This window comes from Yersinia massiliensis (assembly GCF_003048255.1).
In the GTDB taxonomy this organism is placed as follows: Bacteria; Pseudomonadota; Gammaproteobacteria; order Enterobacterales; family Enterobacteriaceae; genus Yersinia; species Yersinia massiliensis_A.
Window position 1 is genome coordinate 35,473 of sequence record NZ_CP028488.1, and the last position, 13,789, is coordinate 49,261.

Genomic DNA, 13,789 nt, shown 5'->3' on the forward strand with positions numbered 1-13,789 from the left:
TGACGCTTTACGGCGCGAGAAACAGAAAACTCGCGATTAACAGCAAAGGGGAATACACCAGATGAAAGTTCATAACGCCGAAATACCGGGCAACTCATTAAATTTAGGCCACCTGTTCTCTCGTTCACCACTCCAAAACCTGTTTGATTCCTCGAACCGGCGCCCTGGCGTGTCAGCTGCTCAGTATCGCAAGGAGTTTGTATCGATTTTCAAACACTTGGCACCACATCATCACCGTTTTGATGTATTTCGTGATTTTGTTCATGCAGCTGCTATTGCTATTCAAAATGCTTTTTTAAAGTCAGATGAGTTAGAACAAGAATATTTTGTAATTGAAAAACGTTTAGGCAAAGAGAATATGAGTCAGTTATCTCAATTGATTGGGTGTGTCATTGGAGCTTTGGACGCAGAGCCGAGTGACTTCCTGGGGAGTCTCTATATGGAATTAGAGTTGAGTGCGTCCAGTTTAGGTCAATTCTTTACGCCTTATTCATTATCGCAAATGATGGCGGCTTTAACGATGTCTGACGCAGTACAGAACTTAAACAGACGTCCCTTTATAACTTACAATGAACCAGCCTGTGGGGCAGGTGGGATGGCTATTGCAGCAGCTATGTATATGCGTGAAAACGGATATAACCCTCAAGAGCAAGTTTTTATGGTTTGTACAGACATTGATGGCATGGTTGCTGATATGTGTTACATCCAATTATCGTTGCTGGGTATTCCTGCCCAGGTTATTACCGGTAATACACTCACACTGACAGTGAATAGAACTTTCCACACACCTTTTTGGTATCTGGGTGGGTGGGAAGAGAAGTTAAAACACGCTGAAACCGTTGAGCGGATGATGACGATATTATCCCGCCTACAAGCAGTTTAACTGAACCTCTAAGCCGTTCATGACCGTTTGGAAGCGTTCAAAACCCCCAATGCGCCCTATCATGGAAATGTTGGGGCGGCTTATCTCACACCTCTGATTCTGCCAAATAGAAATCGCTCGGATGAGCGGTTTTTTCATCCCAAATCTGCCCATTTGCCTTTATTGGCCAGAACCGGCGTTGAGCCGGCACTGACCAATATACCCCCCCCGCTTGCAACGAGCTTCGCTCGTGCCGCTCTCACTGCTGGCACTGATGTGCCAGCGTCTGGGAAAGCCAGGCTAAAGCCAGGCCTTTCTGGTGATCCCCTTTATTCTGGCAATAGCGCTGCGAGTCTTTCGTCGTGACAGACGCTATGCCGGGGCGCAGTCAGCGCAAGGGTTCGCTGGCGCCGGCTACGCCGCCCTTGCACTGCCTGCTTATACCCCGTCTCGGTCTTAATGTCACAGCGCCAGACACCCCGCGCCGGCAAAAGCCAAAAAGGGTATACACCAGAAGAAAGTCGAAACGAGAGGGTTTTATGACTACAACACTGAGAGATGCATTAGTCGCACTGGTTGGGCCCGAAGAGGGGAATACCCCGTACAGAACGGATGAAGAGGATAACCTGGCCCGCAGTACGCTAGCTGCCCGTGCTTTATTGAATTTTATGGATAACAGTCAATGCGAAGAAATCGATGTTGAATCGGTATTCAGTGACCTTATAACTGATTTGTTTCATCTGGGGTCATTGTTGCATCGGCAGGGGTTGTACACCGATTTTGGTTTGTGGGAAGAACGTGTTCTTGTTCGTGCGATAAACCATTTCCGGGCAGAAACGGACATTGAAATTGATGTTAATGGTGCGCGCCCTGATGCTGCTTGCTCACTGCTGCTCTACATAAACAATAAAAAATCAACACAACACGTTGCGACAATGGCCAGCAGATTATCCGCTGAGTTATCACTCATTATTAAAAATGTAGAGGGGTTACCAACGGCGAATGCACTCCTGGCGGTTGTCAGTGAATGTCATAAATAGTTGTATGGCCAGTGTAAGGGGACGTATTTAACTATTTCCCCCCTTGTTCAGGGTGGTATCAGGGCAAGGGGGATCTGGGTCATGCATCACTAATGTTACTCATTCTGAGTAGCATTAGAATCAACTTTAACCTATCAAGAAATTAAAAAAAACTCAATTTGAGATAATTAATTGACTCATATTGAGTAATTAAACTCAAATTGAGTAACTTAAAAGGGCACTGAGATGAAACATATTTGCTGCGACGATGGCTCCACTAATGTAAAACTGGCTTGGTTTGATAATGACAACCTCCACACTTTCCTTTCCCCCAACTCTTTTCGCCCCGGATGGAAAATCGAAGGTATGGGGAGCCGTCGCACGTTCAACTATCAAATTGATGGCGTAAAATACACGTTTGATGACGTCAGCCACCAGGCAATAAACACAACTAATATTGAGTATCAGTACAGTGATACCAACTTGTTGGCGGTGCATCATGCTTTGCTCAACAGTGGCTTGGAACCCCAGGCAGTAAAATTGACAGTAACATTGCCCATCAGTGAGTTTTATACCGAGGACTGCCAGAAAAATACGGTGAATATTCAGCGTAAAATTGAGAATCTTTTACGGCCGGTAGTGCTGAATAAAGGTCAATGCTTTGAAATTTCGGCAGTAGAAGTGATGCCAGAATCATTACCCGCTGTTTTCTCTGCATTGGCCCGTGAGAATGTCGGGCCGCTTGAAACCTCACTTGTTATTGATTTGGGTGGTACGACGCTCGATGCAGGGGTGATTGTTGGCCAGTTCGATGACGTGACGGCAATTCATGGTAACCCGATGATTGGTGTTTCACTGGTGACGCAGGCTACCTTAACGGCATTACGTATCGCGGAGAGTGATACCAGTGCATTCGTAGCCGATACGGTTATTCAGCGTCGTCACGACTGGGAGTTTTTATCTCAGGTTATCAATGACGGCTCGCGGGTTGATAATGTGATTGATACGATTGAGACAGCCATCAGTCGCTTGGGTGACCGTGTTGTGAATGAATTAGCCCGTTTCCGTCATGTAAATCGGGTATGGCTGGTCGGTGGGGGCGCCCCACTGATAGAATCAGCGATACGAAATGCCTGGAAATTACCTGCAGAACGGATAACGCTAGTTCCCAATCCGCAATGTGCTCTGGTCAATGAAATGGCGTTGTTTAAGCTAAAGGGGTAACAGAACGTGAGCGAGAAAAGCAGTGATAACCGCCGGAAATTTACCTGCTATCTGCAACTGGATAGCGAAGCTGATCGCCATGCGTTGGAAGTCGTTGAGTCCATATCACAGCGGGTAAGGGGGGATTTCTTGCGTAATGCCGTTATTACGACAGCAGCACTGCATCAGCTCGACCCTCGGTTGCCGGTGCTATTGGCCACCCTGTTTAATGGCCAGTTGACGGCTGATCAACTGGTCAACTTGCTGACTCAAACTACCGGATGGAAACCCAGCCAGGCGGATATTCGTGACGTGATCGCCTCATTAGGGACGGTCGACACTGCCCCTAATGAGGCAGTAGAGCATAAGAAAGATGAGCCCAATTCAGATGGACTAGAGAATATTCGTAGAAAGATGGATAAACTCATATAACTGATATAAAAATAAGCAAAAATTTCCCCTTTCATTACTTAAAAGGTGCAAAAATTGCTTAAAACATATTAAATTTATGGAGCACAGGAGCCGTATTAAATGACTGGCTACGACTTGCGATTATGGCGCTCTGGACAATTTTGGGCGCGAGATGAGGTTAGATCAATTCGTATCGGAAGTCGGTGGCGGCAGGAGGATGCTGCGGAGCAACTTGGTGTAACTCTGCGAACCTATCGCACTTATGAACAATATACGCCACCCTTAATGGTTGAGTTAGGTGTACAAATTTTATCACTCCAAACCATGTTATCGGAGTTGGCCAGATTGCCTTTCGAACAGGCAATAAATCGTTTGCGAACTTTGACGGTATGCCCTAAACAAGAGCTCGGGGTCATGCCGACTTATCAGGTGGTGATGCCATCGTTAGGGTTAAAACAGTGGCGCTCAGCTCTAAATTGGACTCAAGTACAGGTTGCAGAAAAGTTAGGCGTCACTATTCGGACCTATAAGAGTTATGAACAAGAATCCTACAAACTTCCTCGACGGGTTATGTTAGCTATTCAGGCGCTGACCTTGCTGGTTATGCTTCCCCAACTGGCTAATGGCCAACCTGATGATCTCCTGCCACAACTCCGGTTGCTGCTACAAACCGACGGGGCATAGCCCGTAGTTCTATAGCGTCGATAAACCGCCAAAGTAATAGATATCCGCCAAGCTAACCAGGAATTGTAAGCTGATTTGGTTAAGTCACTTTTTGTGAACATATTTGTGTTCACGTATTGTGAACATTAGCGGAGGCGAGTATAATTATCTCACGCCTAACAGATAGAGGGATTTATGCGGGTTATTTCAAAGAAACCGTTTGATGAGGCGGGGAAGTTATTTCCGAATGATGCTGCGGCGCTAGATGATATTTATAAAGTGCTGCATACCGAGCGGTTTTTAACGCCTGATCATCTTAAAGCGCGTTTTCGAAGTTTGGACAGATTCAAATACAGACAAAAATGGTGGGTGATAGATATCGGTGGGAACAATTTACGAATAATCGCCTATATAAAGTTTGAAACTCAGAACGTGTTTATTAAGCACATTGTGACTCACAAAGAATATGACAGGCTCACCGATTACTACCGGAGAACTCCAGAATGATGACAACAAACAGTTATGAGGTTGCTTTAAATGCGACGGCCGCATTAATAAATGCCGTGCCCTTGTTGGGAGGGAGCCATAGCCGTGAAGACTACGAGCAGGCTCTTGAGATGGTAGAACGCCTAATCGATACTGACGACGAGAACCCGCTGATCGACCTGTTGGCTAAAAAAATTGCTGATTATGAAAATACTGCCCCCGAATTCGAGGCGTTCAACGCGCGTATAGCTGCATTACCGCAAGAGTTGGCGATGCTACGCGTGATAATGGATCAGCACGGGCTAAATCAAAGTAGCTTCAAAGAGGAAATTGGTGCCCGTTCTTTGGTCAGTATGATCTTGAAAGGAGAGCGTAAGCTGACTCTGGAGCACATGAAAGCTCTTTCAAAGCGCTTTGGACTACCTGTTTCTGCCTTTATTGATGAAAACGTATGACGTTTGGAATAAAAACGTCGTTCTTTGGTGGCCAGAAACTGGCCACATAAAGGATACCCGACCTTGTCGGGTCCCCCATGGACGATATTCTGCCCGATCACCGAAAATTCCCCTCACGCCGTGCCCTTACACTAATCCGGGCCACGGTTCCCACAAGGGAATGCTACGCCAGCTCTTTACCCGTTCGCACTCCCTCCCTGCGGTCGTTCGCTTGCGCGTGCGGCTTACAGTTCTGCCCTTGCAGGCTCCGTTATTTGCCCGTCTTGGTTTAGGGGCACGGCGTAGGCCGTTCTCTTAGTCTGATAACCCGGAGCGAATGTTATGAGCAATTTTATCCCTCTTCATGTCCAGCAAGCCCCCGTTTACGTTTTGTCATTGGAAAGTACCCCGTTTACCCGCTCGATATCTGACGATGATTGCTGTGCCTGGTGCCGACATCTTTTATATCGCCCAGGGGAACTGAGTTTGTGTCAGTTACATAACATGCATGATTGGCCTGCGCGTTTTAATGAAGATGGATATGCCCTGGACTGCGAACAGCAGCTGGCGTGTCGTTAATCTGTTGGCTGGCCTGCCTAGAGCGGGCCTGTTTCCTTTATCCAGGAATGTGAGTACTGAATTTCCAGGCTACGAACATGACCGGCCTCGAACCGGCCATGTCCGAGGTGACAATATCGACACTATCCTCGTTTGTAGTCAGGCATTCCGCCCTATGGGCGGGGGATTTAAATAGATTCTGTGTCTTTTGGGGCTTACGCCGTAGCCCGAACGTAGCCGGGCCGCTGCGCCAGCAAGGGTTCGCTATGCCCGTATCCTCACCCGTTCGCACTCCCTCCCTGCGGTCGTTCGCTTGCGCATGCGGCCTCCGGTCCGGCCCCTGCCTGCTCCACTTTTCGCCCGTCTGTGTTGTGGCTACGGCGCAAGCCGTTATCCGATAACCTTTAGATGGGAGTATGTAACATGCCAAATTGGTGCGCGAACCGATTAATTGTGACCGGCAGTAAAGAGCAACTCGATGCCGTTGAAGCTTTTGCGCTGGGTGAAATGCCGCATAAGTATGAAATGGCCATCAAACAGAGTATTCGCCTATTTGTCGCAGGATGCGCTGGTCTGCTGCAGACTGTGGATGGCTCGGAATATACGCCATACCTGGATCTTACCTCTACGGGGCGAGGTGTGATCTCGCCAGAAAATTTGGCGTTTACCGAGTGGGTCACGTTGCTATTGAATAACGTAGAACTGGATGACACAGCTTGCACATATATTGACCGGCTATATGGACAAAGCGGGATAGGGGATAAGACATGGGAAACCTTACCCGATGCGGCTCAGGAGACTATTGAGTCATTGTTTAAAGAAAAGGGATATGACTGGTTTAATTGTACAGTATCAGGGACATCGCCATCTTATTCAGAATATTGGGATCTCCCTTTATCTATCGATAATGGACAGCCGTTTGATATGCGGTCGTTGTTGCCGACACGGCTCGCGAATGAGGTCAATGGCTTTAATGGCCGACTTCTGGCGAATATAAGTAGCAGTTGTAGCCTATATCTCAGTCTGTACGAGGTTAAATGGCCAACAGCTTGTAGCCTTGATGTCTTCGGGGAAACATGTGAATTAACGTTAGATTTTGATACTCCTTGGGGACCCCCGTCAAATGATGTGTTAAGTGCGTTGAGTCGTCAATTTGACTGTGATGTTATGCACTATTTCAGTGAATCAGGATGTGGGTTCTGTGGGTATGGCGAATATAGCAAGGGGGATTTGCTTGATGGAGCGAATGATAATATCGAGTTTGAAGAGTTTATGGGGGATGATGGATATGAGTATTCCCGCGAAATTGGACCGGACTATATTATAGATAACCTCCCCCATTTTGGTGGCTAAAACTGATGAGCGTCCCTATGGGGCGCTCTTTTCTCGATTTAAGCCTCGTCCTGCCCGGTTAATTGCGAAAACGGACGCCATCGAGAGCGTCCGCTTTCGTTCCCTTTGCTATGTGCAAAGGGACGGTAGCTTGGCCACTGCAGGCAGTGGCGGTTATTAAATCTATTTCTTCTGCAATATTGTCGTTGTGACGGCTAACGCCGTGCCTTCACTTTAGACGGGCCGCTACGGCTGCAAGGGTTCGCTTCGCCGCTATCCTCACCCGTTCGCACTCATCCACTCAGTGTTCTTCCCGTTGCCCGCTCGTTCAATATTCACTCGCTGGCCGTCCAGTCCACTTCGCTCCTTCGCTTGCGCTGCGGCTTCCGGTAGCGCCCCTGCATCCTCCACTTTGCGCCCGTCTGTCGTGTCGGCACGGCGTAAGCCGGTGTTGTTATCCCACAACCTGCGGAGGAATTTACATGAGCACGATTTCACCTGCTGTCTATGTCGGCACGTACCATAAATACAACTGTGGCAGCATTGCTGGCCAGTGGTTGGATCTGACTGATTTTGACAGTGAAGAGGATTTTTACGCCGCTTGCAGCAAGATCCACTGCGACGAATCTGACCCAGAGTTGATGTTTCAGGATTGGGAAGGAATACCGTCAAAGCACGCTTCTGAATCCCATGTTGACTGGACGTTTATTGAAGCGTTCAGACAAGCTGGGGAAGAAGGGCGGAGCGAGGCATTTGTGGCTTGGGCTGAATACTCAGGAGAGTGTGATTTCGATAGATTTCAGGATGCATATATCGGGGAGGCGGGAAGTGAGGAAGACTACGCCCGCGAATACGTGGAGGAATCTGGTCTACTCAGTGAAGTTCCAGACTGTCTTCAGAATTATATCGACTTTGAAGCATACGCGCGGGATCTGTTTACCAGCGGCCTGACTTTTTATAGTGGTTTTGTTTTCACATCCTGACACTGTAAAGCGGCAAGAAGAACCTTGCCGCTAAGGAAATTTCATGCAACTCAAACCAGAAAGCCGTGACATCCTCAGACAGTATAAAAACCTGATCAATGAGCGTAGAAAGGCCAATGAACTGGCCCCCGTCACTACCGCGCAGATTGTCGATTCAATGTGTGAATATTTAACGTGGCAGGCATCAGTTTACATTTGTAACCAATTTATCATTCAAGGGGGGAATGGAAAACTCCCGGATGCATAAAGAACGAGGCAGGGGGACCTGCCAAATGCCGCGCAAAACCCTGGCAGGCTTCGCCTGCCGTAATGCGCCTAACGGCGCTACGCGTACTGATTCTTAGCATACTTTTGATAGCTTATAGCGACTCAGTGAACCGCAGAATATCAATGGAAACAAATAGCTAAAATTTTATATCTGACTGTTATTTATTGAATTTATAATGATTAATTTCATTATTCGCCTAGTGAAAGTAGACCCGAAAACCTTGCTTGCCACCTCCGGCTGCTGACCGGCTGGCGCCGTTCAACAGTCGAGCCACACTCCGCCAAGCAGTCTCCGCCGAACCCCTACAGGTTTCGGGCCATTCGGCTAGTGTCTGATGGATAACGTCAAATTCCACCCCGCAGCTGGCTATTGCCAGCGCCATCACCGCCCCGGCGATAACCCCTCCGGGGCTGCAAGGACGCCACGCCGTTTCGTCGTGTCGCGGTGTGTGCATTCTGTTTGCTTGTTCGGTGTGTTATCTCACGGCCAGCATCTTTGGCGGTGGGCTGTGTGTAGCACCATCCCCGTTCAAAAAACAAGGTAGGGTAAACGCCGCAAGCGGCCCCTTGTTTTCTGCCCAGGTCTGTCGCTCCTACGCCCATTGCCGCGAAAGATACTCACCGAGAGATATGAAAAACACCGAAAGGGGAGAAGCAGAATGCACACACAAATAACATCAACGTCAAAACCGCCGCTTCAAGAGCCTACCGAAAGATATGGTTTTACTGAGGCAATGTTTTGGGATGTTTATCAGCATGTTATCTCTTTGGTGGGGGGGCACAGTACGGGAACAATCGAAGCGCCAGCGCTACCTGCTGATGCGGTATGTCTGACCGTCAATTGCGGCCCTGATTATTACTCGGTTTGGTTGGTCGACAGTTGGCCAGTCGCCGCCAGTGATGAACTTTGCATGATCCATTGGTGCATAAGCTACACGTAAAAAAAAGCAGGGTTACCCCTGCTTATCCGGTTGTGTATGGAGTTCTAGCTTCATATACAACCTTAACAAGCAATAACTTACAGGAGTTATCACATGTCTAATATTGATACTAAAGCAACAGCCAAAGTGAAAGCAACCCCGAAAAACAGCAAGGTTGCAGCTAAGGTGAATGAAGCGCTAGCGAATACCCCAACAATTACCGTCCCACTTCATCGGTTGGTATCTACTGAACTGAATGCCCGTAAGAAAAAGTCGACTCCTGCTTCAATTGCAGGGCTGGCCGCAAGTATTGAAAGCGTTGGGTTGTTACAAAATCTTATCGTTTTTCTGACCGACGAGGGCAACTATGGTGTAGCAGGAGGGGAACGCCGACATTTGGCATTTGAACTGCTATTGAGTGAGAGCCGTTCTACTCCGGCTGGACTTGTTACCGCTGACTATCCTATTGATGTAAAAGTCTTTGATAAAAATATGGCGCGTCTGATCTCTTATACAGAAAACGGTAAGCGTGAAGATATGCATCCGGCAGACCAAGTGACCGCGTTTCGGGACATGGCTTCTGAGGGCAGAACTCCAGTACAAATTGGTAGCTTGCTGGGCTACAGCACTAAGCATGTTCAAAAATGTCTGCGTTTAGCATCAATGGCTCCCATGTTATTGGAGGCGCTGGCTAAAGATGAAATCAATCTTGACCAGCTACAAGCGTTATCTGCCAGTGAGGATCATGAGCGTCAGTCTACGGTTTGGAGTAACGCTTATGGCTATACCAAACAACCAGAATATTTGCGAAGTGAGGTTTTGAGGGGGGAGATTTCTGCTGAAAATAATGGGCAATTGGCATTTGTCGGTCGCGATGCCTACGAACAGGCTGGAGGCTCATTCAGCTATGACCTGTTTACCGAAGAGGGTTTTATTTCAGATCCTGTTTTGCTTGAGCGCTTAACCCGAGAAAAACTGGCTGAAATAGCTACCATTATTTCCAGAGAAGAGGGGTGGAAGTGGGCTGAGGGTCGTATGCATCGAGTCTACAGTACGGGTGAAGATGCCGAGTTATACAGTTTATTACGCCAGCCCACGCCAATTTTTACTGATGAAGAGTCAGCGCGGATGGCAATTCTGGAACAGCTTCTCGATGCTTATGACATCGAGCATATGGCGAGTGAAGAGGATGATCTTGAAAAAAATGCTGAAAGCGATGCATGTAAGGCAGAGTTAGACGCCATTACCGTAACGGCAGACATTCGCGGATGGTCGAATGATGTACGCGCACAGTCTGGCATTGTGGCGTATTTGAATGAGGGTGAGTTAGTCATTCAGCGCGGTGTCATGTTGCTGTGTGATGTACCACCTAGCGAAGAAACTAACGAAGAGTTGACCACTCAACAACCACAAAAAGCGCAATCAAAGCAGCTATCAGCTGTGCTGGTTAAAAGTCTTTCCTCAGAGAGAACGATGGCAGTTCAGGCCGCTTTGGCACAGCAACCTGATGTTGCACTGGCTATCTTCATTCATGATTGTATGAAGTCGGTATTTCGGAGCGACAGCTTCAAGTTAAAGACATTGGCCTTTAGTCTGCATCACAACAAATCAGCGTTAGAAAATAATGCACCTACTGTTGCCAATAGTAGGGCTATGCAGGTTCTTGAGGATATGCATCTCGCCTGGGTTGCGAATTTTCCTGATGGCTGGGAAAACGACTACGAATGGCTGATGGGATGGGATAAGGCCAGCCAAATTGCTTTGCTAGCATATTGTGTTGCCGGAACATTGGACGGTGTAACGGAACAAATGAGCCGAAATAATAAAGCCGGTGAGACGTTGGAATCAGTTGAAGCCTCACTGAATTTTGACATGCGGGATTGGTGGCAACCGACAAAAGCCAATTTCTTTGGTCGTATCAACAGAGACGGTATTTCAGATGCGTTGACTGATGCTGGATTAACGGGAGCCGCTTCTGATTCCCTGAAAATGAAAAAAGGTGATGCAGCCGAACTGGCAGAAGAGGTGATCAGTAGAACTCGTTGGATGCCAGCGTGTATCCAGCGTGATGCGGTCGAACAAACACAACCGCTTACCGAAACCTCAAATAACATTGATATTGCAGCCTAACAGGGAGATGCCGCCCTCAAGGGCGGCAATGACAAACAATGACAAAACAAGAAAGTTTCTCTCTGGTGGCCTTGCAAGGTTTAAGCCCTGTTGAACTGGAGCAATATTGGGAACGCGGGACGGATTATCGCCAGCGCCTATCCAGTGCAGTCTTACAATATCTGAATTTGCCGTCAGGATGGCTGGTTGATGTGGAATATGGGCGTGAATTCGGCGGCGTACATCCTGTTTCACTGCGTGTCAGTCCCACTGGCATGAGCGATATCGTGCTCAACGTGTGCAGTGCTGGGGAGGAAAACGAGTTTTGGACGATATCACTGCCTTTTGATGGCGGTGAATCAAGGGCATGGGTGTGTATTACCGAGTACTTTGATCCCAATATTATGAATAAGGTTCTGGCCCATGTGGCTGAGTATTATAAAGCCGGATTCCAACAGGCAACGGAACTGGCTAAAGCGCTTCACATGGGGGGGATTGCCGTATGATCCCGAATCATCTCGCATTAATATCCACGAACGTATATCAGCAGGCGGCAATCCATGCAATGGCCATTGTCGAACGGAAAAAAATACAAGGCCACCGACTGGCTGAATTTCCGTATGCCAAGGCATTTTTCCTTATGCTGAATGAGGGCCGGACAAAAATTCTGGCTCGTGATATCCGATTGGTTGCCAGTAATTACTGCCCGCAAATACGTGGGGGCGAACCAATGCAACGTTATATGCAAGCTCTGGATAGGTTGATTGAAAGTGGTGGCAAATATTGTCCGTTGCCTCTACCAGATGACACCCCTAATAAGTTGTTCCCCTCTTACGCCGTATTATGTCGAGAACGCCGTGATCGTAAATGGCTTATGCAATTTGAGCGCAAAGAGCGTAATAAGGCAAAGCAAAAAAAGCAAAAGAGGCGGCGCTATCAGTGCCTGGAAGCGCAGGCAGAAATTGAACTGGCATTTATTACCCCGAGCGAACTGGCGGCGTGGTACAAGCGTCAGGAACGGCAGGGTATAGATGACGATGATTTGGTTGATATGGTGCAGGCTTGGGGTCGCCAGTTTGTCAATTTACGGTGTGAACCTTTCTTCATGGGGAACCCGATGTGGTCTATTGTCAGAGAAATGCGCGAAGAATTGGAAAGTAGAACGTTTGTGGAACAATGGCTTGATTCACTAATGCTCTCAAATAAACTGGAAAACAGTGCAGGAGGGAAAGTGAAATTTGGGGGGAGTGCAAATGGCGAATAGGCTAAAGGAGCAACTGAACTACATAAAGAATATCAACTCATACAAGCGCTGGTTGCGTAAGAATTATTTCTATGATTACCACAACGATAAGCGAGTGATCTCAAAACGATGGCTAGAAGAGGGGCCGGAAAAATACCCTTGCTATGCGATACGTATGTGTACCAGTTGCAATTACGAAGAGTCAGAACCATTTTTCATCTACGGTGATGACTTAATGGACATGAGTCAAACCATACAACGAATGGTTACCTTGAGTTTGTAGGTGATGATCTGAAAAATTAACGCAGAGTGACTAAAAGGACTGTTAAGTCAAAAGGCTGTTGTGGATTCGCCACTACGGCCTTATCCCTCAATATGATATATATCGATATAATTCAGCATTGAATTAGGTCAGCATCTTCAAATTTTTTATCCTTTTCTCTGTTTTTTTACTCATCCCTATGGTGGCCATTTTATCTAGTCGATTTTCCTCGCTACATCATCAGGCAGGGATGGGGGCCCCTTCGGCTCCCTGTGCGCAAGCGCCCAGGTCGTCGCTTACACTCCAGCTCTCCCGCGCCTTGGGCGCAGTCCAGCTTCCGCAGAGCCCCGCGATGCGTGTCTCTGTCCTGCCGGATAGATACGCGATGCCTGAACGTCAATGGCCATCGCTTGCAGCGGCCTATGGCCGCGCCGCTTTCCACTAAGGACGCCACGCCGTTTCGTCGTGTCGCGGTGTGTTCATCCTGTCTGTGCAGTTCGGAACGCCATCACTCGGTAAGCTCTTTCGCGGAGGGCTGCTTGTAGCACCACCGCCAGGATGCCCGCAAGGGTAAATGGCACGCCGCAAGCGGCGCCCTTGCGTTCCTCCCGTCGTCGTTGCTCCTTTGCCCTTTGCCGCGATAGAACTCACAGAGAGATGGACAACCACCGAAGGAGAGCAACCAGGATGAACACACAAACGTCAAGACCGCCGCTTCCTGAATCTACAGAAAGATATGGGGAAGGACAAAATCACTACACACTTAACATAGCCGAAGGTGAGAAAGGAACCGGCTACGCAGACTTTGAATGCTACGGATTTGATTCACTGAAAGCATTACAGGGATTTCGCAAATCCTTTCCTGAAAAAATGAAAAATGAATATCACTACCAGTTGAGTCAATGCGTAATGTCGAAAGGTAGATATAGAAATATCGATATCGTGACCGCAAAGCATTACAAAAAATTCATCAAACTGGTTAAAGCGTCAGGGGTCAATTTTTAACGTTTATGCATAGCCAGCCGGTGGCTGACTTT

18 protein-coding genes are annotated in these 13,789 nt (G+C 47.9%); 17 read left to right on the plus strand and 1 reads right to left on the minus strand.

From position 1 onward, the window contains the following. The first annotated feature begins 61 nt into the window (after nt 1–61). The 9 genes from DA391_RS23325 (at nt 62) to DA391_RS23365 (ending at nt 6,989) form a co-directional block, all read left to right on the plus strand. On the plus strand, nt 62–883 hold the full coding sequence (locus DA391_RS23325; RefSeq protein ID WP_088130827.1) for an N-6 DNA methylase: 822 nt from the start codon (nt 62–64) through the stop codon (nt 881–883). Between the two features lie 518 nt (nt 884–1,401). Next, nucleotides 1,402–1,902, plus strand: coding sequence for a hypothetical protein (locus tag DA391_RS23330; protein ID WP_088130826.1), 501 nt, complete (start codon nt 1,402–1,404; stop codon nt 1,900–1,902). 225 nt (nt 1,903–2,127) lie between these two features. Next, nucleotides 2,128–3,105: a plasmid segregation protein ParM domain-containing protein gene (gene parM / locus DA391_RS23335; protein WP_088130825.1), complete on the plus strand. Its 978-nt coding sequence runs from the start codon at nt 2,128–2,130 to the stop codon at nt 3,103–3,105. A 6-nt stretch (nt 3,106–3,111) separates the two neighbouring features. Further along, on the plus strand, nt 3,112–3,516 hold the full coding sequence (locus DA391_RS23340) for a plasmid partitioning/stability family protein (protein WP_088130824.1): 405 nt from the start codon (nt 3,112–3,114) through the stop codon (nt 3,514–3,516). 99 nt (nt 3,517–3,615) lie between these two features. Further along, nucleotides 3,616–4,179: a helix-turn-helix domain-containing protein gene (locus DA391_RS23345; RefSeq protein WP_088130823.1), complete on the plus strand. Its 564-nt coding sequence runs from the start codon at nt 3,616–3,618 to the stop codon at nt 4,177–4,179. Between the two features lie 174 nt (nt 4,180–4,353). Then, on the plus strand, nt 4,354–4,665 hold the full coding sequence (locus tag DA391_RS23350) for a type II toxin-antitoxin system HigB family toxin (RefSeq protein WP_088130822.1): 312 nt from the start codon (nt 4,354–4,356) through the stop codon (nt 4,663–4,665). Then, complete coding sequence (locus DA391_RS23355) at nt 4,662–5,099, plus strand: helix-turn-helix domain-containing protein (RefSeq protein WP_404810719.1); 438 nt, start codon at nt 4,662–4,664, stop codon at nt 5,097–5,099. The genes DA391_RS23350 and DA391_RS23355 overlap by 4 nt, the downstream gene beginning before the upstream one ends. A gap of 520 nt (nt 5,100–5,619) precedes the next feature. Next, the gene (locus DA391_RS24285; RefSeq protein ID WP_159074585.1) at nt 5,620–5,832 is read left to right on the plus strand and encodes a hypothetical protein; all 213 of its coding nucleotides are present in this window, start codon (nt 5,620–5,622) and stop codon (nt 5,830–5,832) included. A 227-nt stretch (nt 5,833–6,059) separates the two neighbouring features. After that, nucleotides 6,060–6,989, plus strand: coding sequence for a DUF1281 domain-containing protein (locus DA391_RS23365; RefSeq protein WP_159074586.1), 930 nt, complete (start codon nt 6,060–6,062; stop codon nt 6,987–6,989). A 258-nt stretch (nt 6,990–7,247) separates the two neighbouring features. Here the strand turns inward: DA391_RS23365 and DA391_RS24395 are convergent, their stop codons facing one another. Continuing rightward, a complete protein-coding gene (locus DA391_RS24395; protein ID WP_176396509.1) occupies nt 7,248–7,466 on the minus strand; it encodes a hypothetical protein in 219 nt (72 codons plus the stop codon). Here DA391_RS24395 and DA391_RS23375 point away from each other — a divergent pair. The 8 genes from DA391_RS23375 (at nt 7,451) to DA391_RS23415 (ending at nt 13,757) form a co-directional block, all read left to right on the plus strand. Beyond that, a complete protein-coding gene (locus DA391_RS23375; RefSeq protein ID WP_167398252.1) occupies nt 7,451–7,951 on the plus strand; it encodes an antirestriction protein ArdA in 501 nt (166 codons plus the stop codon). The genes DA391_RS24395 and DA391_RS23375 overlap by 16 nt on opposite strands. 43 nt (nt 7,952–7,994) lie before the next feature. Then, nucleotides 7,995–8,198 (plus strand): hypothetical protein, encoded by a 204-nt coding sequence (locus tag DA391_RS23380; protein ID WP_088130818.1) that lies wholly within the window; start codon nt 7,995–7,997, stop codon nt 8,196–8,198. A gap of 679 nt (nt 8,199–8,877) precedes the next feature. Beyond that, entirely contained in the window at nt 8,878–9,159 is a 282-nt protein-coding gene (locus DA391_RS23390; protein ID WP_088130816.1) for a ribulokinase, read from the plus strand. 93 nt (nt 9,160–9,252) lie between these two features. After that, entirely contained in the window at nt 9,253–11,268 is a 2,016-nt protein-coding gene (locus DA391_RS23395; RefSeq protein WP_088130815.1) for a ParB/RepB/Spo0J family partition protein, read from the plus strand. A 38-nt stretch (nt 11,269–11,306) separates the two neighbouring features. Next, nucleotides 11,307–11,753, plus strand: coding sequence for a conjugation system SOS inhibitor PsiB (gene psiB, locus DA391_RS23400; RefSeq protein ID WP_088130814.1), 447 nt, complete (start codon nt 11,307–11,309; stop codon nt 11,751–11,753). Continuing rightward, on the plus strand, nt 11,750–12,511 hold the full coding sequence (locus DA391_RS23405; RefSeq protein ID WP_088130813.1) for a plasmid SOS inhibition protein A: 762 nt from the start codon (nt 11,750–11,752) through the stop codon (nt 12,509–12,511). Before psiB ends, DA391_RS23405 begins: the two co-directional genes overlap by 4 nt. After that, a complete protein-coding gene (locus DA391_RS23410; RefSeq protein WP_088130812.1) occupies nt 12,501–12,773 on the plus strand; it encodes a hypothetical protein in 273 nt (90 codons plus the stop codon). Before DA391_RS23405 ends, DA391_RS23410 begins: the two co-directional genes overlap by 11 nt. Before the next feature lie 666 nt (nt 12,774–13,439). Continuing rightward, entirely contained in the window at nt 13,440–13,757 is a 318-nt protein-coding gene (locus DA391_RS23415; RefSeq protein ID WP_088130811.1) for a hypothetical protein, read from the plus strand. The last annotated feature ends 32 nt before the right edge of the window (nt 13,758–13,789 follow it).

Excerpts from the sequence above, each read along its gene's own strand:
- DA391_RS23325 (WP_088130827.1), top strand. The coding sequence starts at position 62 with ATGAAAGTTCATAACGCCGAAATACCGGGCAACTCATTAAATTTAGGC.
- DA391_RS23330 (WP_088130826.1), top strand. The coding sequence starts at position 1,402 with ATGACTACAACACTGAGAGATGCATTAGTCGCACTGGTTGGGCCCGAA.
- parM (WP_088130825.1), top strand. The coding sequence starts at position 2,128 with ATGAAACATATTTGCTGCGACGATGGCTCCACTAATGTAAAACTGGCT.
- DA391_RS23345 (WP_088130823.1), top strand. The coding sequence starts at position 3,616 with ATGACTGGCTACGACTTGCGATTATGGCGCTCTGGACAATTTTGGGCG.
- DA391_RS23350 (WP_088130822.1), top strand. The coding sequence starts at position 4,354 with ATGCGGGTTATTTCAAAGAAACCGTTTGATGAGGCGGGGAAGTTATTT.
- DA391_RS23355 (WP_404810719.1), top strand. The coding sequence starts at position 4,662 with ATGATGACAACAAACAGTTATGAGGTTGCTTTAAATGCGACGGCCGCA.
- DA391_RS24285 (WP_159074585.1), top strand. The coding sequence starts at position 5,620 with ATGCCCTGGACTGCGAACAGCAGCTGGCGTGTCGTTAATCTGTTGGCT.
- DA391_RS23365 (WP_159074586.1), top strand. The coding sequence starts at position 6,060 with ATGCCAAATTGGTGCGCGAACCGATTAATTGTGACCGGCAGTAAAGAG.
- DA391_RS23375 (WP_167398252.1), top strand. The coding sequence starts at position 7,451 with ATGAGCACGATTTCACCTGCTGTCTATGTCGGCACGTACCATAAATAC.
- DA391_RS23380 (WP_088130818.1), top strand. The coding sequence starts at position 7,995 with ATGCAACTCAAACCAGAAAGCCGTGACATCCTCAGACAGTATAAAAAC.
- DA391_RS23390 (WP_088130816.1), top strand. The coding sequence starts at position 8,878 with ATGCACACACAAATAACATCAACGTCAAAACCGCCGCTTCAAGAGCCT.
- DA391_RS23395 (WP_088130815.1), top strand. The coding sequence starts at position 9,253 with ATGTCTAATATTGATACTAAAGCAACAGCCAAAGTGAAAGCAACCCCG.
- psiB (WP_088130814.1), top strand. The coding sequence starts at position 11,307 with ATGACAAAACAAGAAAGTTTCTCTCTGGTGGCCTTGCAAGGTTTAAGC.
- DA391_RS23405 (WP_088130813.1), top strand. The coding sequence starts at position 11,750 with ATGATCCCGAATCATCTCGCATTAATATCCACGAACGTATATCAGCAG.
- DA391_RS23410 (WP_088130812.1), top strand. The coding sequence starts at position 12,501 with ATGGCGAATAGGCTAAAGGAGCAACTGAACTACATAAAGAATATCAAC.
- DA391_RS23415 (WP_088130811.1), top strand. The coding sequence starts at position 13,440 with ATGAACACACAAACGTCAAGACCGCCGCTTCCTGAATCTACAGAAAGA.